Consider the following 25,083-nt stretch of genomic DNA (forward strand, 5'->3'; position numbering starts at 1 on the left):
CCGGCGGTGTGGCTGGCGTGCCGCGCCCGTGGCCTACGCGGCGACGGTCCTTCCGTCGGGGTCGTGACCCTCGCCGCTGGGCGGGGCCGCGGGAGGCGGAGGGGGAGCGGGAGGCGGAGGCGGAGGCGGAGGGGGAGGGGGAGCGGGAGGCGGAGGGCCGGGGCGCGGCGGAAGCATGTGGGCGTCGATGTAGGCGACGGCCTCCACGTTGAGATCCTTGGCGGGCCAGGCCGCCACCCACGCCCGCAGTCGCCGGGCGATCCGTTCCCGTTCCGCCTGCTCGTACCCACCGGACAAGAGCAGGGCGTGACAGCGGTTGACGATCCCGGCGTTGGTGTAGAAGGCCGTGGGATCCATGGCGAACGGCAGTGCCAGCCACCGGCGGATGCAGTCGTCGGCCCAGGCCGCCCCGACTCCCGTGCGGAACTGCTGGGGGAGCCGCGATATCAGCGCGTCGAGTACGCCGGTGAAGTTCGCCCGGGCACCGTGGCGCTCGGCGTGGTCGAGGCAGAGTTCGATGATGCGGAGCCAGTCGCGGGCCCCCTGCCACGTCTCGATGTACGGACCCACGCCGAAGGACGTCCCCGCCATGCGGGGGACGAGATCCTCGTTGTCGGGGTTTCCGTGGGCCCAGACGAGCAGGGCCCGGTAGATCGGCGGGCTCATCAGCCGCTGCCGCAGGACCCACTTGCTGAGGAAGGTGAAGTCCTGCTGGGGGGTGTGGAGGCGGATCCAGGTCTCGACCATCTCCTGTATGTCGGGGGAAGCGCCCCCGGGCGGCAACTGCTTCAGCAACGGACCGAGGACGAAGTCGGCCTCGTGGTCGTCGGTGTGGGCGGCGAGCCAGCCGAGGGCGGCGGTGACCGCCCTCGTCGAGGTGTCCGGAGGGAGGTCGGTCCGCGACAGCAGGGGGTTGAGGACGAACTGCGCCTCCTGATGGCGGGTGTGCGTGTCGAGCCACGTGAGGGCGTGGGTGATCGCCTGCTCCGCGGTGTCCGGGGTCAGGTCGTTCCGCGACAGCAGCGGATTGAGGACGAACTGCGCCTCCTGATGGCGGGTGTGCGTGTCGAGCCATGCGAGGGCGTTGGCGATCGCCTGCTCCGCGGTGTCCGGGGTCAGGTCGTTCCGCGACAGCAGGGGATTGAGGACGAACTGCGCCTTGATGTCGTGGGCACGGACGCCGAGACAGGCCAGGGCGGCGGTGACCGCTCTCGTCGATTCGTCCGGGGTGAGGTCGGTGCGGTTGAGGAGGGGTCCGAGGACGAAGTCGGGCTCCAGGCCGTTCGCGCGGGTGTCGAGCCAGGTCAGGGCGGCTGTGACCGCTCTCGTCGACTCGTCCGGGGTGAGGTCGGAGCGGTTGAGGAGGGGGCCGAGGACGAAGTCGGCCTCCCTGTCGCCGGTGCGGGTGCCGAGCCAGGTGAGCGCGGCGGCGACGGCTCGTGTCGCGCTGTCCGGGGTGAGGTCGGTGCGGTGCAGCAGCGGGGCCAGGACGAAGCTCGCCTGCCCGACCTCGCCGTGCCGCGCCAGCCAGGACCAGACCGTCGGCAGCAGCAGCCGCGCGCCGTCCTCGGGGAGGTGGTGGAGGCCGCGGTAGAGCAGGTGCCGGGCGGCGACCCGGTGGCCGAAGTCCGCGAGCCAGGGGCCGACGACCTGTTCCCAGCACTGGACGGCGGACGCGGACCAGGGCGCGCCCGAGCAGACCGAGCCGAGCGCGTAGCTGCCGACGTTGGCGTCGAGCCGCAGGACGGCGCCGAGGGTCGTGGCGTGCTCCGTGAACCAGGTGTTCAGTACGGCGGAGACGGGCCCCGAACGGTCCGCGAGCGCCAGGTCGTTGACGACGCGCCCGATGTTGAGCGCTGCGCGGCCGATCGCGCGGGGGCTCACCAGGCACCCGGCGAGCAGCGCGTGGGCACCGTCGGTGTCCGGCGCCTCGTCCCGTTCGGGAAGGAGTACGGACTCCACGAGCTGGTCGGTGACGAGGTCGTGGGCGACGGACAGCGTGCCGTCCTCCCCGGTCTCCAGCCAGCCGAGGGAGAGGAGCGTGGCGACGGCGTCCTCGGCGCGCGGCACGATGCCCTGCGCGCCGGGGCTCGCACCCTGTGCTGTCCCCGAGGCCATCCCGGGGGCCGTCCCTGAGGCTGCCCCGGATGTCGTCCCCGAGGCCATCCCGGCCAGCGCCGCGCGCGCCGCCGCCGTCACCTCCTCGCGGGGCTGGGGGCAGGCGGCCGTGGCAGCGGCGGCGGCCACGAGGGAGGGGGAGGCGCGGACCGGGACGAAGGCGTGCAGGCGGCCGGGGACGGCGAGGTCGTCCTCGCCGAGGCGACTCTTCAGCCATCGGGGGATCTCCCCGCCCTCGCGCAGCCCCGTCGGCTCGGGCAGGGACAGGCCGGAGGTGACGCGCCGCTCGACCTCGCGCGCGACGAGCAGCGCCACGATCGGGCGGTGTCCGCAGATCTCCCGCATCCTGGCGATGCCGTGCCGGGCGGTCGCGGCCGGGGCGAGCGAGCGCAGGGCGTTGTCGGCGACCTGCTGCTGGAAGTCGTCGTCCTGGCGCAGCTCCACCTCGTCGAACAGCTCGTGCAGCTGGGCCCGGTTGGCCTTCCGCAGCCAGCCCGGGCGTACGGAGGCGAGGAGGGCCACAGGTATGCCGCGGCGGCGTGCCTCGGGGATGAGCCGGTGCCGCAGCGCCGGCAGGTCGATCTGGGACTCGTTGAGGTAGTCGACGACGACGAGGGCCGGGGTCTGTTCGGCGCAGACCTGCTCGGCGATGACGTCGGTGACGGAGTTGTCCTCGCCCGGCAGGACGTGCAGGACGCGCCAGCCCGCGTCGAGGGCGATCCGGCCCACCTCGATGCCGGCGCGGGTCTTTCCGGTGCCGGCGGCGCCGACGAGGAGGACGCCCCGGTCTCCCGAGCCGACGAGCCGGACGAAGAGGTTTCCCGGTTCGGCGGGGTGGTCGTCGCCCGGGGAGACGAAGGACAGCTGTTCGGAGGTGAGGTTCTTCTTGAAGTCGCCGAAGCCGCCGATGAGTTCGTGCTGGGGGATGACCGCGCGCAGGAGCGGTTCGGGCTCGGGCGGTTCGTCGCCGAGGGTGACGGGCCTGGGCTCGTACCGTATGCCGCCCAGGGCGAGCCGGCGGCAGAAGTCGGGGTCGTCGAGGGCGTCGGCGATCGGCTCGGCCTCGGCGCTGGTGATGCCCGCGGCGGGCAGCCGGTGCGCCTGCACCCCGATGAGCAGCCCGCTTTCGCGGGTGAAGAAGGCGGCGCCCGACATCCCCCGCCAGGGGTCGGGATCGTCCTGCCGGTCGGCGGGCCGGGGCGCGACGGTCGTGTACTGGAGGCCGAGATACCTCGACTTGATGTTGGAGCCCAGCAGGACGAAACCGTCGGCCTGCTGGCTGTCCCGCCGCCGCAGGCCCTTGATGCCGGGCTCCTCGGGGCGGGTCGCGAAGGCCGGGAAGCCGACGCCGGTGAAGGGCACGCTGCCCGCACCCGTCGGTAAGACGCCGAAGGACACCGCGAGGACGGTGTCCGCGGGGGCGTCGTCGAGGTACAGGAGTGCCAGGTCCCGGCCGTTCTTGCCGCGCCACACGGGCGTCGCGGCCAGCGGGGTGTCGCCGCCGCCGAGGCGTACGGTGCACGTGCCGGGGTTCTCGGGCCCACCGAAGACGTGGTCCACGGTGAGCACGAGACGGTTGGCGATGCGGTACCCGGAGCCGTACTCGGCCGGGCCGTTCCCCGTGACGACGACCTCGGCGACGCGGGCCGTGTCGAGCGGTGCCACGGGCGGCTCAGCCGGCGCCGAGGAGGTCGGTCACGTCGTCCGAGGTGCGGACCTTCTGGCCGGTCGAGGCGTCCTCCGCCGTGAGGCTCAGCCGCACCGTGTGGGTCTGGCCGCTCTTCGCGCCGGCCTTGCCGCCGAGCGAGACGACCCAGAACTTCATGCCCGCGTTCGCCTCGGCGGACTTCTCCACGGTGACCTGCAGCTCCAGGTCGATGGAGTCGATGCGGAACCTGACGTCCTCGTTCGCGGCTTCCAGTCGGGCGCGGCCGATCTCGGAGCGGAGGGAGGCGAGCAGGTCGGAGAGTTCGATGTCCATGTGACCCCCGTGGTGGTACGAAGCGCTACCCGTGAAGTGTTGCAGAAGGGTGGGGAGTTCGGCAGTGGTCCGTCAGGTCGCCGCCTGCTCCCGTCAGGTCGCCACCTGCTCCCGTCAGGTCGCCGCCTGCTCCCGTCAGGTCGCCGCCTGCTCCCGTCAGGTCGCCACCTGCTCCCGTCAGGTCGCCACCTGCTCCCGTCAGGTCGACGCCCGCCCCCCCCGGGCCTCCTCGCCATCAATCAAAGCAAGCATGCTTGATTGTTTTCTGGTTCGCTGCCATGCTCCGGGGCACGCCGTCGTGCCGCCGTGTCCCGAGGGGAGTGCACCGTGTCCGATTCCGCCGTCGTCCTCGACGATCTGCGTGAGGAGAGCGAAGAACTCGACCTGCTGATCGGAGAGTTGGGCGAGGAGCGGTGGAGCGCGCCGACCCCCGCGCCCGGCTGGACGATCGCCCACCAGATCGCTCACCTCGCCTGGACCGACCGGGCCGCCCTCCTCGCCGCCACCGACCCCGAGGCCTTCGCCGCCGAGACGGAGAAGGCCCTCGCCGCCCCCGACCGCTTCGTCGACGAGGGCGCCGAGGAGGGCGCGAAGCTGCCGCCCGCCGAGCTCCTCGCCGCCTGGCGCGCCGGCCGCGAGCGCCTCCAGGAGGCCCTGCGCGCGGTCCCGCCCGGGGCCAGGTTCCCCTGGTACGGGCCGCCGATGAGCGCCCCGGCCATGGCCACCGCCCGGCTCATGGAGACCTGGGCGCACGGCCAGGACGTCGCCGACGCCCTCGGGGTGGTCCGCGCGCCCACCGCCCGGCTCCGGCACGTCGCCTGGATCGGCGTCCGCGCCCGTGACTACGCCTTCCTGGTACGGGGCATCCCGGCGCCCGCCGAGCCCTTCCGTATCGAACTCACCGCCCCCGACGGGGAGATGTGGGCGTACGGGACCGAGGGCGCCGCCCAGACCGTCACCGGCCCGGCCCTCGACTTCTGCCTCCTCGTCACCCAGCGCGTCCACCGCGACGACACCGCCCTCGTCGCGCACGGCCCCGACGCCGAGCGCTGGCTCACCATCGCCCAGGCCTTCGCGGGCCCGGCGGGCGCCGGCCGCGCACCCGAGGGGGCGTAGGAGTGGTCCTCCGCATCGGCAACGCCTCCGGCTTCTACGGCGACCGCTTCGACGCCGTCCGCGAGATGCTCACCGGCGGTGAGCTCGACGTCCTCACCGGCGACTACCTCGCCGAGCTGACCATGCTCATCCTCGGCCGCGACCAGCTCAAGGACCCGGCCGCCGGCTACGCGAAGACCTTCCTGCGCCAGATGGAGGAGGGCCTCGGCCTCGCCCACGAGCGCGGGGTCCGCATCGTCACCAACGCGGGCGGCCTGAACCCCGCCGGGCTCGCCGAGGCCCTGCGCTCCCTCGCCGCGAAGCTCGGCCTGCCGACCCGGATCGCCCATGTCGAGGGCGACCGGCTGCCGCCGACGGACGGCGTGCTGACGTCCAACGCCTACCTCGGCGGGGCCGGGATCGCCGCCTGTCTCGCCGCCGGCGCCGATGTCGTCGTCACCGGCCGGGTCACCGACGCCGCGCTCGTCACCGGGCCCGCGCAGTGGCACTTCGGCTGGGGGCCGCAGGAGTACGACCGGCTGGCGGGCGCGGTCGTCGCCGGGCACGTCCTGGAGTGCGGCACCCAGGCCACCGGCGGGAACTACGCCTTCTTCGCCGAACACGACCCGGCCGTCTTCCGCCGCCCCGGCTTCCCGCTCGCCGAGCTCCACGAGGACGGCAGCGCCGTCATCACCAAGCACCCCGGCACGGGCGGACTCGTCGACGTCGGTACGGTCACGGCCCAGCTGCTCTACGAGACGGCCGGCGCCCGCTACCCCGGCCCGGACGTGACCGCCCGGCTCGACACCGTACGGCTCACCCCGGAGGGCCCTGACAGGGTCCGGATCCAGGGGGTGACGGGCGAGGCCCCGCCTCCCACCCTCAAGGCCGGGCTCAACCGTCTCGGCGGCTTCCGCAACGAGGTCGTCCTCGTCCTCACCGGCCTCGACATCGAGGCCAAGGCGCGACTCGTGCGCGACCAGATCGAGGACGCCTTCGGGCGGACGAAGTCCCGTCCCGCCGAGGTGCGTTGGGAGCTGGCCCGCACGGACCGGGAGGACGCCGCCACCGAGGAGACCGCGAGCGCCCTGCTCCGGCTCGTCGTCCGGGATCCCGCCCCCGAGGCCGTCGGCCGCACCCTGACAGGGGCGGCGATCGAACTGGCCCTGGGGAGCTACCCCGGCTTCCATGTGACCGCCCCACCCGGCAGGGGCGCCCCCTACGGCGTCTTCGAGACCGCGTACGTCCCCGCCGCCGACGTCCCGCACACGGCCGTGCTCCCGGACGGAACCCGCGTCCCCGTCCCCGTACCGCCCCCCACGCAGGTCCCGGCTCCCGTCCCCGTACCGCCCCGAGCCCAGGACGTGGACCCCGTCCCCGTACCGCCCCGCACACAGGCCCCGGCCCCCGTCCCCGACCCGCCGCTCCCCGCCCCCCTCCCGGACGGCCCCACCCGCCGGGCCCCCCTCGGCCGGGTCGCCGGAGCCCGCAGCGGCGACAAGGGCGGCGACGCCAACGTCGGCGTCTGGGTCCGCACGGAGGAGGAGTGGCGCTGGCTCGCGCACACGCTCACCGTGGAGAAGTTCCGCGAACTCCTCCCCGAGACCACCGGCCTGACCGTCGTCCGGCACGCCCTCCCCAACCTCCGGGCCCTCAACTTCACCGTCGCCGGGATCCTCGGCGAGGGCGTCGCCTCCCAGGCCCGTTTCGACCCCCAGGCCAAGGCCCTCGGCGAGTGGCTCCGCTCCCGGCACCTGGACATACCGGAGGAACTCCTGTGACCGTCCTCGCCTCCGCCCTCGACACCGGCGGACCCGACCACCAGGCCGCCCGCGCCGCCATGGAGGAGAAGCTCGCCGCCCTCGAAGCCGAGCACGCCAAGGCCCTCGCGGGCGGCGGCGAGAAGTACACGGCCCGGCACCGGGGGCGCGGCAAGCTCCTCGCCCGCGAGCGGATCGAGCTGCTCGTCGACCCCGACTCGCCGTTCCTGGAGCTGTCGCCGCTCGCCGCCTGGGGCAGCGACTACCAGGTGGGCGCCTCGCTCGTCACCGGCATCGGGGTCGTCGAGGGCGTCGAGTGCCTGATCACGGCCAACGACCCGACCGTACGTGGCGGCGCCTCCAACCCGTGGACGCTGAAGAAGGCGCTGCGGGCCAACGAGATCGCGTTCGCCAACCGTCTCCCGGTCGTCTCGCTCGTCGAGTCCGGCGGCGCCGACCTCCCCTCCCAGAAGGAGATCTTCATCCCCGGCGGGGCGCTCTTCCGCGACCTCACCCGCCTCTCGGCGGCCGGGATCCCCACGGTGGCGGTCGTCTTCGGCAACTCGACGGCCGGCGGGGCGTACGTCCCCGGCATGTCCGACCACACCGTGATGATCAAGGAGCGGTCGAAGGTCTTCCTCGGCGGCCCGCCGCTCGTGAAGATGGCGACGGGGGAGGAGAGCGACGACGAGTCCCTCGGCGGCGCCGAGATGCACGCGCGGACCTCCGGTCTCGCCGACCACTACGCCGTCGACGAGGCGGACGCGATCCGCCGGGCCCGCCGGATCGTCGCCCGCCTCAACCACCGCAAGGCGCACCCCGACCCGGGTCCGGCCGCTCCGCCGAAGTACGACGAGGAGGAGCTCCTCGGGATCGTGCCCGGGGACCTCAAGACCCCCTTCGACCCGCGCGAGGTGATCGCCCGGATCGTCGACGGCTCCGACTTCGACGAGTTCAAGCCGCTGTACGGGCCCTCGCTCACCACGGGCTGGGCGTCCCTGCACGGCTACCCGGTCGGCATCCTCGCCAACGCGCAGGGCGTCCTCTTCAGCGCGGAGTCGCAGAAGGCGGCGCAGTTCATCCAGCTCGCCAACCAGCGGGACATCCCGCTCCTCTTCCTCCACAACACCACCGGCTACATGGTCGGCAAGGAGTACGAGCAGGGCGGCATCATCAAGCACGGCGCGATGATGATCAACGCGGTCGCGAACTCGCGCGTGCCGCACCTCTCGCTGCTGATGGGAGCGTCGTACGGCGCCGGGCACTACGGCATGTGCGGCCGGGCGTACGACCCCCGCTTCCTCTTCGCCTGGCCGAGCGCGAAGTCCGCCGTCATGGGCCCGCAGCAGCTCGCCGGCGTCCTGTCGATCGTGGCGAGGGCGAGCGCGGCGGCGAAGGGGCAGCCGTACGACGACGAGGCCGACGCGGGGCTCCGCGCCCTCGTCGAGGCGCAGATCGAGTCCGAGTCCCTCCCGATGTTCCTGTCGGGGCGGCTCTACGACGACGGGGTCATCGACCCCCGCGACACCCGCACGGTCCTCGGGCTGTGCCTCTCCGCGATCCACACGGCACCGGTCGAGGGCGCGCGCGGCGGCTTCGGCGTCTTCCGAATGTGAGGGCTCTGATGATTTCGACCGTACTGGTCGCGAACCGGGGAGAGATCGCCTGCCGGGTCTTCCGCACCTGCCGTGACCTGGGCATCTCCACCGTCGCCGTGTACTCCGACGCGGACGCCGACGCCCTGCACGTCCGGGAGGCCGACGCGGCCGTACGGCTGCCGGGGGCGGCGCCCTCGGAGACGTACCTGCGCGGCGACCTGGTGGTGAAGGCGGCGCTCGCGGCGGGCGCCGACGCCGTCCACCCCGGCTACGGCTTCCTCTCCGAGAACGCCGGCTTCGCGCGGGCCGTGCTCGACGCGGGCCTCGTCTGGATCGGCCCGCCGCCCGAGGCGATCGAGGAGATGGCCTCGAAGACCCGGGCCAAGGAACTCCTGGGCGTCCGGCCCCTGTCGGACGTCGGCGAGGACGACCTGCCCGTCCTGGTGAAGGCGGCGGCGGGCGGCGGCGGCCGGGGCATGCGGATCGTCCGTGAACTCGCCGAGCTGAAAGACGCGTTGAGCGCGGCCTCCGCCGAGGCGGCGAGCGCCTTCGGCGACGGCGAGGTCTTCGTCGAGCCGTACGTGGAGAACGGCCGGCACGTCGAGGTGCAGCTCCTCTGCGACACCCACGGCACGGTCTGGGCGCTCGGCACCCGCGACTGCTCCCTCCAGCGGCGGCACCAGAAGGTCGTCGAGGAGGCCCCGGCGCCCGGTCTGCCGGCCGCCCTGGAGGCCTCCCTCCTGGACACGGCCGTCCGCGCGGCGAAGGCCGTCGGCTACGTCGGCGCGGGCACGGTCGAGTTCCTGGTGAAGGACGGCAGGGCGCACTTCCTGGAGATGAACACCCGCCTCCAGGTCGAGCACCCGGTGACGGAGGAGGTGTACGGGGTCGATCTCGTCGCCCTCCAGCTCGCCGTGGCGGAGGGCCGGGAACTGCCCCCCGAGCCCCCGGCCCCGCGCGGCCACGCGATCGAGGCGCGCCTCTACGCGGAGGACCCGGCCCGGGAGTGGGCGCCCCAGACGGGCGTCCTGCACCGCTTCGAGGTCCCCCGCGAGGGCCGGGTCCGGGTCGACACCGGATACGTCTCCGGCGACGGGATCGGCATCCACTACGACCCGATGCTCGCCAAGATCGTCGTCCACGCCCCCACCCGGGCCGAGGCCGCCCGCAAGCTCGCCCACGCCCTGGAGCGGGCCCGGATCCACGGACCCGCCACCAACCGGGAGCTGCTCGTCGCCTCCCTCCGCCACCCCGAGTACCTCTCGCCCGACACCCTGGACACCGGCTTCTACGAGCGGAACCTCACCGCCCTGACCGCCCCTCCCGAGAGTGGGGAGCGGGGTGGGGAGCGGGGCAGGGCGCCGGGTGCGGCGTACGCGGCGGCGGCAGCGGCCCTCGCCGAGGCCTCGCTCAACGGCCGCCGCTTCGGCGGAGGATGGCGCAACGTCCGCTCGCAGGACGAGACGCGGACGTACGGGGAGCACGAGGTCCGCTACCGGCCCGCTCGGGGCGGCGGCTACGAGGTCACCGCCCCCGAGGGGATCCGGGTCGTGTCGGCCGCCCCCGACCGCGTCCGCCTCGAAGTCGCCGGAGTCGTACGGGACTTCGACGTCGCCCGGTACGGCGACACCGTCCACGTCGGCCCGTACCGCCTCACCCTCCGCCCCCGCTTCCCCGACCCCGCCGACCAGCGGAAACCGGGCTCCCTGATCGCCCCCATGCCCGGCACCGTCGTCCGGGTCGCGGACGGCCTCGCCGTCGGCGACCGGGTCACCGCCGGGCAGCCGCTCCTCTGGCTGGAGGCCATGAAGATGGAGCACCGCGTCACCGCTCCCGCCTCCGGCACGCTCACCGCGCTCCATGCCGTCCCCGGCCGCCAGGTCGAGGTCGGCGCCCTGCTCGCCGTCGTACAGGCGGACGTCTCGACAGACGTCCCGACAGACGTCCCGACCGAAGCACAGGAGGACCAGACAGCATGAGCACCCTCATCGACTCCCCGGAACGGACCGCACTCCGCGCCGCCGTCTCCGCGCTCGGCCACCGCCACGGCCCCGGCTTCGACCGGGCCGCCCTGTGGGCCGAGGCGGGCAAGCTCGGCTACCTCGGCGTGAACCTGCCCGAGGAGTACGGCGGCGGGGGCGGCGGCATGGCCGAACTGTCGATCGTCCTGGAGGAGGCGGGCGCCGCCGGTGCCCCGCTCCTCATGATGGTCGTCTCGCCCGCCATCTGCGGCACGGTCATCGCCCGCTTCGGCACCGAGGAGCAGAAGCGGGACTGGCTCCCGGGCCTCGCGGACGGCTCGAAGACGATGGCCTTCGGCATCACCGAGCCCGACGCGGGATCCAACTCGCACCGCATCACGACCACCGCGACCCGCACGGAGGAGGGCTGGGTCCTCAACGGCCGGAAGGTCTTCGTCTCGGGCGTCGACATCGCCGACGCGACCCTCATCGTCGGCCGTACGTCGGACGCCCGCACGGGCAGCCTGAAGCCCTGCCTCTTCATCGTGCCGCGAGACGCCCCCGGCTTCGGGCGGCGCCACATCGAGATGGAACTCGACGCGAACGAGAAGCAGTTCGAGCTCACCCTCGACGACGTGCACCTCCCCGCCGACGCGCTCGTCGGCGACGAGGACGCGGGCCTCCTCCAGCTCTTCGCCGGGCTCAACCCGGAGCGGATCATGACGGCCGCGTTCGCGATCGGCATGGGCCGGTACGCGCTCGGCCAAGCCGTGAAGTACGCGAAGGAACGCCAGGTCTGGAAGGCCCCGATCGGCGCCCACCAGGCCGTCGCGCACCCCCTCGCCCAGGCCCACATCGAGCTCGAACTGGCCCGCCTGATGATGGCGAAGGCCGCGCACCTCTACGACGCGGGCGACGACATGGGAGCGGGCGAGGCCGCCAACATGGCGAAGTACGCGGCGGCGGAGGCCTGTGTGAGGGCGGTCGACACATCGGTCCACACCCTCGGCGGCAACGGCCTCACCAAGGAGTTCGGCCTCGCCCGCCTGATCACGGCGGCCCGGGTGGCCCGGATCGCCCCGGTCAGCCGGGAGATGATCCTGAACTACGTGTCGCACCAGACGCTGGGACTCCCCAAGTCGTACTGAGGGCCGGCCGATCCGGTCCCTGGGGAGGCCGTGCAGCACTTGGGTATCACCTTGAATCCGGCTCCACGGTGCGACGACGACGGCGCCGTGGGAGCAGGACAGGGACGTCAGTCCGGCGAAGGTGAGGGCGTCACCCCTAGGCGTCACCCCTAGGCGTCACCCCTAGGCGTCAGCCCTCGCCGTCGCCGCCGTCGCCCCGGAGCGCGACCTCGGAGATCCAGCGGCGGACCTCCTCGGCGAAGTCCACCCGGCCGAGGTCGTGGTGGGCGGCCACGTAGCGCAGCGCGGGCGGCTTCTTCTCCCAGTACTTCTCGCGGAAGGCGGCCTTGCGGAGATAGATCTCGCATCCGACGGGGTTGGCGCGGAAGGTCAACTCCAGTTCCCGCGGGCGGCCTTCACCGTCCGACCGGTCGACGAGGAGGAATCCCTGCACGAGGTAGACGTGGTACTCGGTGTCCGGAATCGTCCCCGTGACGACCCGGGAGGTCTCGAGCGCGTACCCCTCGGCGGCGAAGGCGTCGAAGACGGCCTCGTGCAGGGGCGTCGTGGTGATCCGGACGAGGTCGTCGTCCGTCTGGGCCTTGATGCCCTCGGCCTCGACCTCGGTGTTCAGCCCCAGCAGGACGCCGACCTCCTGCCCCTTCACCTCGCTGAGCGGGCTCTCCCACTTGAGCCGGTGCTTGATGGGCAGCCGCCGCTCCTCACCCTTCTTGAGGGTGAACCAGCCGCTCACACTGGGGTAGTCGAAGGTGTCGCCACGGCGCTCGCCGTCGCCGTCGCCCTTGTGCGCCGCCGACACGTTGGCGGCGAGCCGCAGGCTGATGGACTTCACCTCCACGTCCCGCTCGGGCGCGCGCACCACGACCTCCCCGGTGAGGATGCCGCCCGGCTGCGCAGGCCCGGACTGGATGACGGTATCGATTTCGAGCGGTATGCCGCCCCTGCCCAACAGACGCTTGAAAACCATGAGCGCAGGCTAACCGGCGGCCACAGCAGGGGTGTCGGCAGCCACGGAAGGGGCCTAACTCCCCGTCACGTGTCGAGCCAGATCCTGGGGCCGTCCAGGTCGTACTCGACCCTCTCGCGGTCGTCGACGGCCTTCTCGGGCAGGGCGGAGACCTCGTCGATCCACTGACGGACCCTTGCCTCGAAGTCCACCTGGCCGACGTCGTGGTGGGCGGCCACGTAGCGCAGGGCGGGCGGCTTCTGCCACCAGTCCTTCTGGGTCAGGCCGGACCTGCGGACGTAGATCTCGGCTCCGACCGCGTTGGAGTGGAAGTACAGCTCCAGGTTCTGCGGGCGGCCCGGCCCGGTCACCGCCAGGGTGGCGACGCAGCGGAAGCCCTGTCGCATGTAGAGGATGTGGCGCTCGGTGCGCGGGATGTGGTCGTCGTCGATCTGCGCGCTCCGGCAGGTGTACCCGGCGGCGGCGAACGCGTCGAGGACGGTCTCGTGCAGCGGTGTCGCGCCGATGCGCAGGGGGTCGCTGTCCGTGCGGCCCTCGATCCCGTCGGCCTCGACGAAGGTGTACACCCCGAGCCGCACCCCGTCGAGCTGCCTTCCGCGCACCTCGGACACCGGGCTCTCCCACCGCAGCCGGTACCGGAGGGGCACCCGCCGCTCCTGGCCCTTTCCGATGGTGAACTGGCTGGTCACGGGGAAATGCGCGAAGGTGTCGCCGGACTCCGTGTCGACGGCGCCGCTCTTGCCGACGGCCGGCGAGGTGTTGGCGACGAGCTTCACGTTGACGGTCCGCACCCGCACGTCGCGGTCGGGGGCGCGCAACACGATCTCCCCGCGCAGCAGCCCTCCCGGCAGGACCGGCTCGTCGGGTATGACGGTATCGATCTCGAGCGGAAGCCCGCTGCTTCCCTTGCTGCCCATCAGGCGCTTGAAAACCATCCGTGCAGGCTAATCGGCGTACGTGCCCATGTCCCCCTGTATGCCGCCCATTCCGTACTCGCCGACACCGGCCCGCTCCCGTTCCGGGGCGGGTCGTACGTCTTCCCAAGAACCATGCAAGCGTGCTTGATTGTTTCCATGGGAGGGCTGACAAGGTCTCCCCACGGCGCGTCGGTACGAGCGATCCCGGCGACCACCTTCCACCGCCGCTCAGGGGGCAACGCATGGTGTTCCACAGCGAGTACGAGGCCGTTCCCACCGTCTCCCTCCCCATCCACGACGCCGTCCTCGGCCGCGCCGCCGGGTTCGGCGACACCCCGGCTCTCGTCGACGGCGCCGGCGAGCTGACCCTCACGTACGCCCAGGTCGACGCCTTCCACCGGCTGGTCTCCGCCGGTCTCGCCGAGGCCGGGGTCCGCAAGGGGGACGTGCTCGCCCTGCACAGCCCCAACACCGTGCTCTTCCCCATCGCCTTCTACGCCGCCACCCGCGCCGGGGCCTCCGTCACCACCGTCCACCCGCTCGCCACGCCCGAGGAGTTCGCGAAGCAGCTCCGCGACTCCTCCGCCCGCTGGATCGTGACCGTGTCGCCGCTGCTCCCGGCGGCCCGCGCGGCGGCCGAACTCGCCGGCGGCATCGAGGAGATATTCGTCTGCGACCAGCCGCCGGAGGGGCCGGAGGGCGAGGGGATCCGCTCGCTCCAGTCCTTCCTGGTCTCCACGGGACCCGTCCCCGAGGTCGACATCGACCCCGACGAGGACGTGGCGGCGCTCCCGTACTCCTCCGGCACCACCGGGGTCCCCAAGGGCGTGATGCTCACCCACACGTCGATCGCCACCAACCTGGCGCAGCTGGAGCCGCTGGCCCCGATGGGACAGGGGCACCGCATCCTCGCGATCCTGCCCTTCTTCCACATCTACGGGCTCACGGCCCTCATGAACGCCCCGCTCCGCCAGGGCGCCACCGTCGTCGTCCTGCCCCGCTTCGACCTCGACACCTTCCTCGGCGCGATCCAGAAGCACCGCATCAACGGCCTCTACGTGGCCCCGCCCATCGTGCTCGCCCTCGCCAAGCACCCGGCCGTCGCCGACTACGACCTCTCCTCCCTGGAGTACATCGTCAGCGCGGCCGCCCCGCTCGACGCCGCCCTCGCCGAGGCCTGCTCGGCCCGGCTCGGGCTGCCGCCCGTCCGCCAGGCGTACGGCATGACGGAGCTCTCCCCGGGCACCCACGTCACCCCCCTCGACGCCGAGAACCCCCCACCCGGCACCGTCGGCAGACTCCTGCCCTCCACCGAGCTGCGGATCCTCTCCCTCGACGACCCGTCGAAGGACGCCGCACCCGGCGAGCGCGGCGAGGTCGCGATCCGGGGTCCCCAGGTGATGAAGGGGTACCTGGGCCGCCCCGACGCGACGGCCGCGATGATCGACGAGGACGGCTGGGTGCACACCGGGGACATCGGACGCGTCGACGACGACGGCTGGCTCTTCGTCGTCGACCGGGTCAAGGAGCTCATCAAGTACAAGGGCTTCCAGGTCGCCCCCGCCGAACTCGAAGCGCTCCTCCTCACCCACGAGGGCATCGCCGACGCCGCCGTCATCGGCGTCACCGACGCCGAGGGCACCGAGATCCCCAAGGCCTTCGTCGTCCGGCAGCCCGCCGCGCCCGGCCTCACCGCCGAAGAGGTCGTCGCGTACGTCGCCGAACGCGTCTCCCCGTACAAGAAGGTCCGCGACGTGGAGTTCGTCGAGGGCGTCCCGAGGGCAGCCTCCGGCAAGATCCTCCGCAGAGAATTGAGGGACCGCGCATGACCCTGGTCGACGTCTCCGAGGAGCGGGGGATCACCACCCTCGCCCTGAACTCCCCGGGCACCCGTAACGCCCTCTCCACCCACCTCGTCACCGAGCTCGCCGAGGCCCTCACCGTCTGCGGCAAGGACCCGGCGGTCCGCGCGGTCGTCCTCACCCACACCGGCACCACCTTCAGCGCCGGCGCCGACCTGAAGGCCCCGCCCAGCCCGTACGCCTTCGTGGACCTGCTCCGGCAGATCGTCGAGCTCCCGAAGCCGGTCGTCGGCCTGGTCACCGGCCACGCCCGGGCCGGCGGCCTCGGGCTGCTCGGGGCCTGCGACATCGTCGTGGCGGGCGAGGCGTCGGACTTTGCGCTCACGGAGGTACGGATCGGGGTCGCGCCCGCCGTCATCTCCCTCACCCTCCTCCCGAGGCTCGACCCGCGCGCGGCCGCCCGCCACTACCTGACGGGGGAGCGCTTCGGCGTCCCCGAGGCCCTCGCCATGGGCCTGGTCACCGCTTCCGACCGGGAACTCCCCGGCATCCTCGACGCCCTGCGCGCGGGCTCCCCGCAGGGCCTGCGGGAGGCGAAACGACTGGTCACCGCTAAAGTCCTGGAGACCTTCGAACGCGACGCGGAGGACCTGGTGCAGAGGTCGGCCACGCTCTTCGCCTCCGCCGAGGCGCGCGAAGGGATGACGGCCTTCCTCGAACGACGGGACCCCGAATGGCGGCTCTGACCGCACCCAAGCAGGACAGGAGCCGTGCCACCCGGCAGCGGCTCCTGGAGGCCGCCGTGTCCTGCCTGGCCGAACACGGCTGGGCGGGCTCCACGGTCGCCGTCGTCGCCGAGCGGGCCGGCGTCTCCCGGGGCGCGGCGCAGCACCACTTCCCGACCCGCGAGGACCTCTTCACGGCGGCCGTCGAGTACGTCGCCGAGGAACGCTCGCAGGCCCTGCGCGCCCTCCCGTCCCGCGACCGCACCGAGGCCGTCGCGGCCCTCGTCGACCTCTACACAGGACCCCTCTTCCGGGCCGCGCTCCACCTCTGGGTCGCGGCCTCCGACGAGGCCCAGCTCCGGGACCGCGTCACCGAACTGGAGGCCCGCGTCGGCCGCGAGTCGCACCGCGTCGCCGTCGAGGTCCTGGGCGCCGACGAGTCCCGCCCGGGCGTCCGCGAAACGGTCCAGGGCCTGCTTGACATGGCCCGCGGCCTGGGCCTCGCCACCCTCCTGACGGACGACAGCGCCCGCCGGGAACGGGTGGTGGCCCAGTGGGCGCGGCTGGTGAACGAGGCGCTGGCGTAGGGGAGGAGCGGGCCCTGAGCCCCGAGCCGGCCTGATCGGCACCCCCTAGGGCGTGCTTCCCGCCGGACGATCGACTCCTCAAGGCCGGAGCCCGACGTGTTCCAGGGCGACCGCGCTGAGGTCGGTGATGGCTTGCCGGTCTCCCTGACGCCAGGCGTCGGCCCATCCGCCGGGCGGGGCCGCCGGCAGTTTGGCGAGTGAGCGCGGAGGACCGGTGAGGGCGCGCAGGGCGAGCAGGTCGGTGCCTCCGGGAGCCTCGGCGAGGCGGCGCAGGGTGCTGCTGCGCCGGATCCAGAGCAGGCGCGGCGGGAGCCACAGCAGCAGGACGAAGAGCACCGGAACGACGATGAGGGCCGTCGTGATCACGTTGGCGACCTGGCCGACGGTCTCCTGGAGCGACACTCCCGCGTCGGCGAAGCCGGAACTGGCGTCGGCCGCGGACTCGAGCGGCTTCTTCAGGACGCCGCCGATGAAGGGCACGTCCGACGCCGCTTCTGCCGCGCTGTCGAGCTCCTTGGCGAGGCTGTCGCCGGAACTCTCCACCTTGCGCCCCGGTTCGGCCAGCAGCATGATCGCCTCGCGGACGGCGAGGGCTGCCCACACCACGACGGCGATCAGGGCCACGGCGATCAGGTCCACGAGCACCTGGCGGTTCCGACGTGCGGGTGTCTGGGCGTAGAAGCGCAACGGTGTGCTCCCGTTCGAGTCATGGCGTCGAGGAGGTCCGGCCGCCCCGCCCGCGACTCGGCCGACCGGTCGTCGGACTCAACTCTTGCACCGCGCCCCACCGGCGAACGTGCGAGACACGAGGCATGCCGGTAGTCCTGGCGTGGCAGGAGACGGTCGTGCCAGGAGACGGTCGTGGCCGGTGGCGGGCGTCTAGGATCTTGCCGCATGGCTCAGACAATCCGTATACATCTCGCGGCTCTCGGTGCCGCCCTCCTGGCTCTCGCCTCGTGCCTCGTGGCCGCGGGCCCCGCACAGGCCGCCATGCCCTTCGGGGAGGTCGACGCGGCGACCGTCGCGACCTTCCAGCTGCGGGCCGGGAACACGTTCACCGAGAACGACGCGGCCATCAAGGCCGTCGAGGCCCAGGGGGCCGTGACCGTCCGCAACGCCACCCAGGTCCTCACCTCCGGCGGGCGGACCGGGAGCAACGGCCTGTGCCACGCCACCGGCCTCGCCGCCTCCCTCAACCCCGGCGGCTTCTGCTGGGACAAGGGCGACGACACCTCCAACTCGTACACGGACGCCGGTGGCTGGACCCCGCAGGGCCTGACCGGTTCGTACGACGCCCAGCCCGACGGCAAGGTGGACGGCCGCACCGCCTTCCTGGCCTCCTGGCACTTCAGCCGGGGCATGCAGACCGGCGGCGCCCAGGTCGCCAACGAGTTCAGCCGGGTCAGCCTCGTCAACACCGAGGGCGGGCAGATCCGCTACAACCACCTGCTCCTCGTGCGCCCCACGGTCGACGCGAACGGCAAGGGCAGCTTCACCGGGGTCTCCAGCCACAGCGACGGCGTGGTCTGGTACGGCAACAAGCTGTTCGTCGCCAACGGGCGCTGGCTCCAGGTGTACGACCTGCGGCACATCTGGCAGGTCAACTCCAACAGCGACGCGGTCGGTGTCACCGGCTCCACCTCGTCGGCCCGGTGGAGCAACTACGCCCTGCCGATGATCGGCGAGTACGTCACGACCGCCGACGGCGGCGCCTGCGCGGCCGCCTCCACCGACCCCGCCACCAAGGACCGTCCCTGCCTCAACTCCCTGAGCCTGGACCGCACCGGCCAGGACGGCCTGGTGTCCGCCGAGTACAAGAAGGGTGCCGCGGGCGGCCGGGTGATCCGCTGGGCCCTCGACGCCAACACCGCCCTTCCCTACGGGCACGCCACCGTCGCGTACTCCTCCCCGATCTGGGCCATGCAGGGCGCGGCCACCGACGGCGCCGGCTGGTTCCTCGCCGGTGACTGCCCCACCGGAGTGGGCGGCGGCTCCGGCGACCCGTCGGGTGCTCCGTACTCCTGCATCCACAAGGCGGCCGCGAACACCGCCCCGCACGTCCTGACGACCTCGCCGGTCTACACCCAGAACCTCGGGTACTCACCGGCGACGGGCCGCATCTGGGGACTCAACGAGCGGATCAACTCGACCGACGGGGTGCGGGTGGTGTTCTCGATCGACAGGGCCTAGTGGGTGTCCGGCGGATCAGGCCCGGAGCCCTAGGGCCTGTCCGCCGGATCAGGGCCGGGCCCTAGAGGCCCGGGGCCTAGAGACCCGGGGCCCTGGAGACCCGGGGCCCTAGAGGCCCGGGATCTGCCGCGCCCGGAAGGCGTCCCGTACCGCGTCCGCCGCGCCCTTGCCGTACATCCGCTCCGCCGTCGCGACCGTCGTCAGCGCCGCGTCACGGAAGCTCGTGTCGGGGGCGAAGCCGAACTGGGCGTTGACGATGATCCGGTCGGCGGTCCGGGCGCCGAGCGAGGTGCGGATGTCGAGGAGCGCCCGGGACCAGATCTCACCGTCCGCGTGGACCTCGCCCTCCCGGTCCGCGTACGTCTTCGTCCCGTCGATCCGGCGCAGGCAGTGCGGCGCCTCGCTGTAGCCGGTCGCGTCCCAGTCGGCCACGCAGGCCGCGTCGGCCTTCACCGGCCAGCCGTACTTCGCGGCCGCGTTCGTGCCGACCGCCACGGCCAGGTAGTCGCCGAAGGCCTCGCCGATCGCCCCGGACTCCGGGGTCGTGCCGAAGCCGGGCACCTGGGCGTGGTGCACGGCGTGGCCGTACTCGTGGACGATCACGTCGGCGTCCTCGGCGTCGTCGACCCCGCCCTTGCCGAAGCGGATTTCGGCCTTCTTGTCGGTGAAGAAGGAGTTGTCGGCACCCCACTGGTTGAGCCGGACCGGCTGCACGCGGTCGTTCGCCCCGGGCAGCTCGGTGCCGAAGCCGAGCCCCTGGAGGTACTCCTGCGCCTCGTTGACCCAGAAGTACGCCATGACCTGCTCGAAGCCGTCCTCGGAGCGGTCGTACGAGCCGGCGTCGGCGACGGCGGCGGGCTTGCCCGTCTCGGAGCGGACCGCGGCCCACTTCCCCGACAGGCCGCCGCTCGCGTCGAGGTTCCGCAGCGTGACGGTGGCGTAGGCGGAGGAGGGGACGTCGCTCGCCGCGTCCTTGTGGTCGGTGAGGGACTGGTCGCCGGAGGACTGCACCGGGTTCACCATGAAGACCCGGGCCTGCGGCAGCGCGGCCGCGGCGGCTCCCGGGGAGGGGAGCAGGGCGGCGGCGGCCGTGCCGGCGACGGCGGCCGCGGCGACCAGGCCACGAGGGGTGCGGCGGGTGCGGGGAGTCATGGAAATCCTCCTGCGATGGGGTGCTGCGACGGGAAGCTTGGCATGCGCGTGACATGCGTGGCGGTGATCTTCGCGTACGCGCATCATTTTGGCCAGAGGTCGGGAGCCGCCCGGAAGGCGTGACACGGACCACACCCCTCCGCGCCCCGCGGCAGTACTCTGTTCGCATGCCTACGCTCGTACGCCGCCGCCACGTGGACTTCGTCCGCGTCACGAGCATGAGCTGTCGCCGCTCCGCCTGACCCCCAAGGGCACCACCCATGCCCCCAGGTCCCTCGTTCAGAGCCCAAGCCGACCGGCACCCGTGGCCCCCGCCCCACCCACAGGCGGCCGCCCCGGGCACCCGTAGACCCCGCGGATGCACCCATGACTCGCAGCTCGACCTCCCAGCAGCCGACGACCCGCCGCTCGACCGCACAGCAGCCGACCCGCAGCTCGTACGCCTCGCAGCTCCCGATCGTCGACCTCTCCGCCGCCGACCGCGGCCCCCAGGGCCGCCGGCTGCTCCACGCGCAGCTCCACTCGGCCGCCCACGACGTGGGCTTCTTCCAGCTCATAGGGCACGGCGTGACCCAGGCCGAGACGCAGGCCCTCACCTCCGCCATGCACGCCTTCTTCGCGCTGCCCGAGGCCGACCGGCTCGCCATCGACAACATCAACTCGCCGCACTTCCGCGGCTACACCCGCATCGGCGACGAGCGCACCGGCGGCGCCCGCGACTGGCGCGACCAGCTCGACATCGGCGCCGAGCGCCCCGCGCACACCCCCGCGCCCTGGGAAGCCCCGTACTGGTGGCTCGAAGGCCCCAACCAGTGGCCGACCGCGCTCCCCGAGCTGCGGACCGCCGCCCTCCACTGGATCGACCGGCTCAGCGGCGTCGCCGAGCGGCTCCTGCACGAGCTGCTGGCCTCCATCGGCGCGCCCGTGGACTTCTACGACGACATCTTCGGCCCGCGCGCCCACCCGCACCTCAAGCTGGTGCGCTACCCGGGCAGCAGCGGCGAGGGCGACGAGCAGGGCGTCGGCGCCCACAAGGACTACGGCTTCCTCACCCTGCTGCTCCAGGACCAGGTCGGCGGGCTCCAGGTCCAGCGCGAGGACGGGAACTTCCACGACGTGCCGCCGCTGCCGGGCGCGTTCGTCGTCAACCTCGGCGAGCTGCTCGAAGTGGCCACCAACGGCTATCTGATCGCCACCAACCACCGGGTGGTCTCCCCGCCCGGGGCGACGGAGCGCTACTCCGTCCCGTTCTTCTACAACCCGCGCCTGGACGCCCGGATCGCGCCGCTGAGCTTCCCGTACGCGTCCACGGCCCCCGGCGTCACGGCCGACCCGGCGAACCCGCTGTTCGCCGAGTACGGGCGGAACGAACTGAAGGGCAAGCTCCGAGCCCACCCGCTGGTGGCGGCGCGCCACCACGCGGATCTCCTCCTGCACCCGGAGAGCCGGCCCGCGATGTCGGCATAGCGACGGTGGCGGGCCGGCTCTCCGGCGGGGACATCACCTGGGGGACGTCACCCGACGATGTCGGCGTAACCCTCGATCTCGCGCGGGTCCCGCTGGCCGGGGCCCGTGTAGCGGGCCGAGGGGCGGACCAGGCGGCCGGTGCGCTTCTGCTCCAGGATGTGCGCCGACCAGCCCGCCGTACGGGCGCAGCTGAACATCGACGTGAACATGTGCGCCGGGACCTCGGCGAAGTCGAGGACGATGGCCGCCCAGAACTCGACGTTCGTCGCCAGGATCCGGTCGGGGCGGCGGTTGTGCAGCTCCTCCAGGGCGGCCTTCTCCAGGGCCTCGGCGACCTCGAAGCGCGGCGCCGCGAGCTCGCGGGCGGTACGGCGCAGGACGCGGGCGCGCGGGTCCTCGGCGCGGTAGACGCGGTGGCCGAAGCCCATGAGCCGCTCGCCCTTGTCGAGGGCCTGCTTCACGTACGCCGTGGCGTCGCCGGTGCGCTCGATCTCCTCGATCATGCCGAGGACACGGGAGGGCGCGCCGCCGTGCAGCGGGCCCGACATGGCGCCGACGGCGCCGGAGAGGGCCGCGGCCACGTCCGCGCCGGTGGAGGCGATGACACGGGCGGTGAACGTCGACGCGTTCATGCCGTGCTCGGCGGCGGAGGTCCAGTAGGCGTCGACGGCCTTGACGTGCTTCGGGTCCGGCTCGCCGCGCCAGCGGATCATGAACCGCTCGACGACGGACTGCGCCTTGTCGATCTCGCTCTGCGGCACCATCGGCATGCCCTGGCCGCGCGCGGACTGGGCGACGTACGAGAGGGCCATGACGGCCGCGCGGGCGAGGTCGTCGCGGGCCTGCTCGACGGAGATGTCGAGGAGCGGCTTGAGTCCCCACACGGGCGCGAGCATCGCGAGCGCGGACTGCACGTCGACCCGGATGTCCCCGGAGTGCACCGGGATCGGGAACGGCTCGGCGGCCGGCAGGCCGGGGTTGAAGGCGCCGTCGACGAGGAGGCCCCACACGTTGCCGAACGAGACGTGGCCGACGAGGTCCTCGATGTCGACGCCGCGGTAACGGAGTGCGCCGCCCTCCTTGTCGGGTTCGGCGATCTCCGTCTCGAACGCGACGACTCCCTCGAGCCCGGGTACGAAGTCGGACATCAGGCGGCTCCTCTATCGATGATCGATCAACCGTGCGGGTTGATGGTGGGGAATCAACAGTCATCCAGCGGAAGAGTCTGTACGGTTCCGATGATGCGGGGAAGCGTGACATCCGGCACACTCCGCCGATCCGGCGAGAGAGGATTAGGGCCGTGGGGTGCCGGGCAGACTGGAGTGCTGCGGCAGGATGGCCCCGTGACCGATCCCGTGACCGATCCCGTGAACGACGCCGCGAGTGACGCCGTGAACGACGCAGTGAACGACGCCGCGACCGGCGCCCTGGACCCCGCCGACATGCGCGAGCAGTACCGCACCACGGAGCTGTCCGCGTCCGATCTCGCCCCCGAGCCGATCGCGCAGTTCGCCCGCTGGTTCAAGGAGACCGCCGAGAACCCGGCGATCCACGAGCCGAACGCGATGATCGTCTCCACCGCGACCCCCGACGGCCGCCCGTCCTCCCGGACGGTCCTGCTGAAGCACTACGACGCCGCCGGTTTCGTCTTCTTCACCAACTACGGCTCCCGCAAGGGCGAGGAGATGGCGGCCAACCCGCACGTCTCGCTGCTCTTCCCCTGGCACCCGCTCGCCCGCCAGGTCATCGTCACCGGCCGTGCCGTCCACACCGGCCGCGACGAGACGGTCGCCTACTTCCGCACCCGCCCGCACGGCTCCCAGCTCGGCGCCTGGGCCAGCCGGCAGTCCTCGGTGATCGCCTCCCGCGCGGAACTCCTCGCGCGCTACGAGGAGCTGGAGGCCCGCTACCCCGAGGGCGAGCAGGTCCCGGTCCCCCCGGAGTGGGGCGGCATCCGGGTCGTCCCGGACGCGGTCGAGTTCTGGCAGGGCCACGAGAACCGCCTCCACGACCGCCTCCGCTACGTCCGCGAGTCCGACGGGGACGGCGGCGCCGGTGAGACCTGGAGAGTGGAGCGCCTCGCTCCCTGAGCGTCTCGCGCCCCGGGCGTGTCGTCCCCCGGGCGTGTCGCGCCCCGGACGTTCTACGTCCCGACCCGTCCCCTTCATCGAATTCACGGAACAGGGTGTGCCCTGCGTCACGTTTCCAGTTGAATGGGCACAGCATGGGGGGGTGCCGGGATGAGTACTTTCATCGGGTCCGCGAGCGATACCGCTTCCGTTCCGGGGGCCGGGGCCGATCTGCTGGCCGCGCTGCTCGACGGGATGGACGCGGCGCTCTGCGCCCTGGACGCCGACGGGACGGTCACACACTGGAACCGCGAGGCCGAGCGGATCCTCGGCTGGTCCGCGGCGGAGGCCGTCGGGCGGCGGGGGTTCGGCGGCTGGGCGGCGCGGAGCGCGGACGCCGAGGAGATCCTCGGCCGGCTGATGGGGGCCATGAAGGGCCCCGGCCGGCAGGTCCACGAGCTGGCGCTGCTGCGCAAGGACGGCGGACGGGTGCTCGTCCGGAGCCAGGCCGCCGGGGTGCGCGGCGCCGCCGGCGCCCCCGCCGGCGTGTACTGCGCCTTCAGCGAGGTCCACGTACAGCTCGATCTGGAGCGTTCGGTCGCCCTGAGCGAGGCCCTGTTCGAGGACGCCTCCTGGGGCGTCGTCCTCGTCGACGCCGACCTGCGCCCGGCCGTCATCAACGGCCACGCGGCCCGCGCCTTCGGTACGGGGCGTACGGCCCTGCTCGGGCGCCCGCTCGGGGACGTCGTCGTGCACGGCGCGGAGGAGCTGGAGGCCGCCCTCCAGCACGTCCTGGCGGAGGGCACGCCGCCCGCGCCCGCCGAGGTGTGGGTGACGCTGCGGAGCTCCGCCGGCGAGCGGCGCCGGTGCTGGCGCAGCGGCTTCCTGCGGCTGTCCTCGCCGATGGCGGAGGAACCGGTGCCGCTGGGCGTGGCCTGGCTGTTCCAGGACGTGACGGAGGAGCGGCTCGCGGGGCGCGAGGCGGACCGGCTGCGGTTCCGGTGGAGCCAGCTGCACCGGGCGGGCGCCGCGGCGGCGGAGTGCGAGGACACGGAGGAGGCGGTGACGGTCCTCCTCGACTTCGCCCTCGCCGGATTCGCGGACCACGCCCTCGTCGACCGGGTGGCGGGGGAGCGGCGGCTGACCCGCGCCCTGGCCACCCCGCCGGGTGTGCCCGGGCCGTCCTCCCCGGTCGTGGGCGGCGGCATTCCGCTGCGGTACGGGCCGCGGCATCCGGCGCTCCAGGCCTGGGACCGGTTGGGCACGGTGCGGGCGAGCGCGGGCCGGACCGCCGAGGTGTGGGCGGAGGCGCACCAGTGGCCGGGGGAGGCGGCGCACGCGCTGTGCGTGGTGCTCCGCTCCCGGGGCCGGACGCTGGGCGTGCTGACGTTCCTGCGGGCCGCGTGCCGCCCGGGCTTCGAGCGGGAGGACGTCGTGTACGCGGAGACGGTGGGGTCCCGGGTCGCGGCGGAGCTCGCCCTTCAGCCGGAACTCGGCCTTCCGCCGGAGGAGTGACGGGTCCCTACATGTCCTGACGGGCCCTTAC

The 25,083-nt window shown here is 73.0% G+C and carries 19 protein-coding genes; 12 read left to right on the forward strand and 7 right to left on the reverse strand.

The window, feature by feature from the left end; translation table 11 throughout:
- Nucleotides 1–33: 33 nt before the first annotated feature.
- Both OG361_RS23040 and OG361_RS23045 read right to left on the reverse strand, forming a co-directional pair.
- Nucleotides 34–3,783 carry a hypothetical protein gene (locus OG361_RS23040; protein ID WP_405856355.1) on the reverse strand — a complete coding sequence of 1,250 codons (3,750 nt, stop codon included), beginning with the start codon at nt 3,781–3,783 and terminating at the stop codon, nt 34–36.
- A 7-nt stretch (nt 3,784–3,790) separates the two neighbouring features.
- On the reverse strand, nt 3,791–4,099 hold the full coding sequence (locus tag OG361_RS23045; RefSeq protein WP_405856357.1) for a trypco2 family protein: 309 nt from the start codon (nt 4,097–4,099) through the stop codon (nt 3,791–3,793).
- A gap of 327 nt (nt 4,100–4,426) precedes the next feature.
- Here OG361_RS23045 and OG361_RS23050 point away from each other — a divergent pair, with 327 nt between their 5' ends.
- The 5 genes from OG361_RS23050 to OG361_RS23070 all read left to right on the forward strand — a co-directional run bounded on the left by OG361_RS23050 (nt 4,427) and on the right by OG361_RS23070 (nt 11,661).
- The gene (locus OG361_RS23050) at nt 4,427–5,215 is read left to right on the forward strand and encodes a TIGR03084 family metal-binding protein (RefSeq protein WP_405856359.1); all 789 of its coding nucleotides are present in this window, start codon (nt 4,427–4,429) and stop codon (nt 5,213–5,215) included.
- Nucleotides 5,216–5,280: 65 nt separating this feature from the next.
- Nucleotides 5,281–6,975: an acyclic terpene utilization AtuA family protein gene (locus OG361_RS23055; RefSeq protein ID WP_405862394.1), complete on the forward strand. Its 1,695-nt coding sequence runs from the start codon at nt 5,281–5,283 to the stop codon at nt 6,973–6,975.
- Complete coding sequence (locus tag OG361_RS23060) at nt 6,972–8,570, forward strand: acyl-CoA carboxylase subunit beta (protein WP_405856361.1); 1,599 nt, start codon at nt 6,972–6,974, stop codon at nt 8,568–8,570. Before OG361_RS23055 ends, OG361_RS23060 begins: the two co-directional genes overlap by 4 nt.
- Nucleotides 8,571–8,578: 8 nt before the next feature.
- Complete coding sequence (locus tag OG361_RS23065) at nt 8,579–10,531, forward strand: biotin carboxylase N-terminal domain-containing protein (protein WP_405856363.1); 1,953 nt, start codon at nt 8,579–8,581, stop codon at nt 10,529–10,531.
- Nucleotides 10,528–11,661 (forward strand): acyl-CoA dehydrogenase family protein, encoded by a 1,134-nt coding sequence (locus OG361_RS23070; RefSeq protein ID WP_405856365.1) that lies wholly within the window; start codon nt 10,528–10,530, stop codon nt 11,659–11,661. The genes OG361_RS23065 and OG361_RS23070 overlap by 4 nt, the downstream gene beginning before the upstream one ends.
- Before the next feature lie 169 nt (nt 11,662–11,830).
- Here OG361_RS23070 and OG361_RS23075 read toward each other — a convergent pair whose 3' ends face one another.
- On the reverse strand, nt 11,831–12,628 hold the full coding sequence (locus OG361_RS23075; RefSeq protein ID WP_405856367.1) for a sporulation protein: 798 nt from the start codon (nt 12,626–12,628) through the stop codon (nt 11,831–11,833).
- Nucleotides 12,629–12,693: 65 nt separating this feature from the next.
- Nucleotides 12,694–13,563: a sporulation protein gene (locus OG361_RS23080; protein ID WP_405856369.1), complete on the reverse strand. Its 870-nt coding sequence runs from the start codon at nt 13,561–13,563 to the stop codon at nt 12,694–12,696.
- Between the two features lie 224 nt (nt 13,564–13,787).
- Here OG361_RS23080 and OG361_RS23085 point away from each other — a divergent pair, with 224 nt between their 5' ends.
- From OG361_RS23085 to OG361_RS23095, 3 genes are read left to right on the forward strand one after another with little or no spacing between them, the layout of a single operon-like run.
- Entirely contained in the window at nt 13,788–15,374 is a 1,587-nt protein-coding gene (locus OG361_RS23085) for an AMP-binding protein (RefSeq protein WP_405856371.1), read from the forward strand.
- Nucleotides 15,371–16,093 carry an enoyl-CoA hydratase family protein gene (locus OG361_RS23090; protein ID WP_405856373.1) on the forward strand — a complete coding sequence of 241 codons (723 nt, stop codon included), beginning with the start codon at nt 15,371–15,373 and terminating at the stop codon, nt 16,091–16,093. Before OG361_RS23085 ends, OG361_RS23090 begins: the two co-directional genes overlap by 4 nt.
- Nucleotides 16,081–16,659 carry a TetR/AcrR family transcriptional regulator gene (locus OG361_RS23095; RefSeq protein ID WP_405856375.1) on the forward strand — a complete coding sequence of 193 codons (579 nt, stop codon included), beginning with the start codon at nt 16,081–16,083 and terminating at the stop codon, nt 16,657–16,659. Before OG361_RS23090 ends, OG361_RS23095 begins: the two co-directional genes overlap by 13 nt.
- A gap of 78 nt (nt 16,660–16,737) precedes the next feature.
- On the opposite strand, the gene OG361_RS23100 is transcribed toward OG361_RS23095, so the two are convergent.
- Nucleotides 16,738–17,346 carry a hypothetical protein gene (locus OG361_RS23100; protein WP_405856377.1) on the reverse strand — a complete coding sequence of 203 codons (609 nt, stop codon included), beginning with the start codon at nt 17,344–17,346 and terminating at the stop codon, nt 16,738–16,740.
- Between the two features lie 276 nt (nt 17,347–17,622).
- On the opposite strand from OG361_RS23100, the gene OG361_RS23105 reads away from it, so the two are divergent.
- A complete protein-coding gene (locus tag OG361_RS23105) occupies nt 17,623–18,849 on the forward strand; it encodes a hypothetical protein (RefSeq protein ID WP_405856379.1) in 1,227 nt (408 codons plus the stop codon).
- A gap of 108 nt (nt 18,850–18,957) precedes the next feature.
- Here the strand turns inward: OG361_RS23105 and OG361_RS23110 are convergent, their stop codons facing one another.
- Nucleotides 18,958–20,001, reverse strand: a complete 1,044-nt coding sequence (locus tag OG361_RS23110; protein ID WP_405856381.1) for a M4 family metallopeptidase — start codon at nt 19,999–20,001, stop codon at nt 18,958–18,960.
- A gap of 366 nt (nt 20,002–20,367) precedes the next feature.
- On the opposite strand from OG361_RS23110, the gene OG361_RS23115 reads away from it, so the two are divergent.
- Entirely contained in the window at nt 20,368–21,468 is a 1,101-nt protein-coding gene (locus OG361_RS23115; protein ID WP_405856383.1) for an isopenicillin N synthase family dioxygenase, read from the forward strand.
- A 47-nt stretch (nt 21,469–21,515) separates the two neighbouring features.
- Here the strand turns inward: OG361_RS23115 and OG361_RS23120 are convergent, their stop codons facing one another.
- Entirely contained in the window at nt 21,516–22,616 is a 1,101-nt protein-coding gene (locus OG361_RS23120) for a citrate synthase 2 (protein WP_405856385.1), read from the reverse strand.
- A gap of 294 nt (nt 22,617–22,910) precedes the next feature.
- On the opposite strand from OG361_RS23120, the gene pdxH reads away from it, so the two are divergent.
- Together pdxH and OG361_RS23130 are read left to right on the forward strand one after the other, a co-directional pair.
- Nucleotides 22,911–23,558, forward strand: a complete 648-nt coding sequence (gene pdxH, locus OG361_RS23125) for a pyridoxamine 5'-phosphate oxidase (protein ID WP_405862396.1) — start codon at nt 22,911–22,913, stop codon at nt 23,556–23,558.
- Nucleotides 23,559–23,708: 150 nt separating this feature from the next.
- The gene (locus tag OG361_RS23130) at nt 23,709–25,052 is read left to right on the forward strand and encodes a PAS domain-containing protein (protein WP_405856387.1); all 1,344 of its coding nucleotides are present in this window, start codon (nt 23,709–23,711) and stop codon (nt 25,050–25,052) included.
- The last annotated feature ends 31 nt before the right edge of the window (nt 25,053–25,083 follow it).

This window comes from Streptomyces sp. NBC_00090 (assembly GCF_045160815.1).
Lineage (GTDB): Bacteria > Actinomycetota > Actinomycetes > Streptomycetales > Streptomycetaceae > Streptomyces.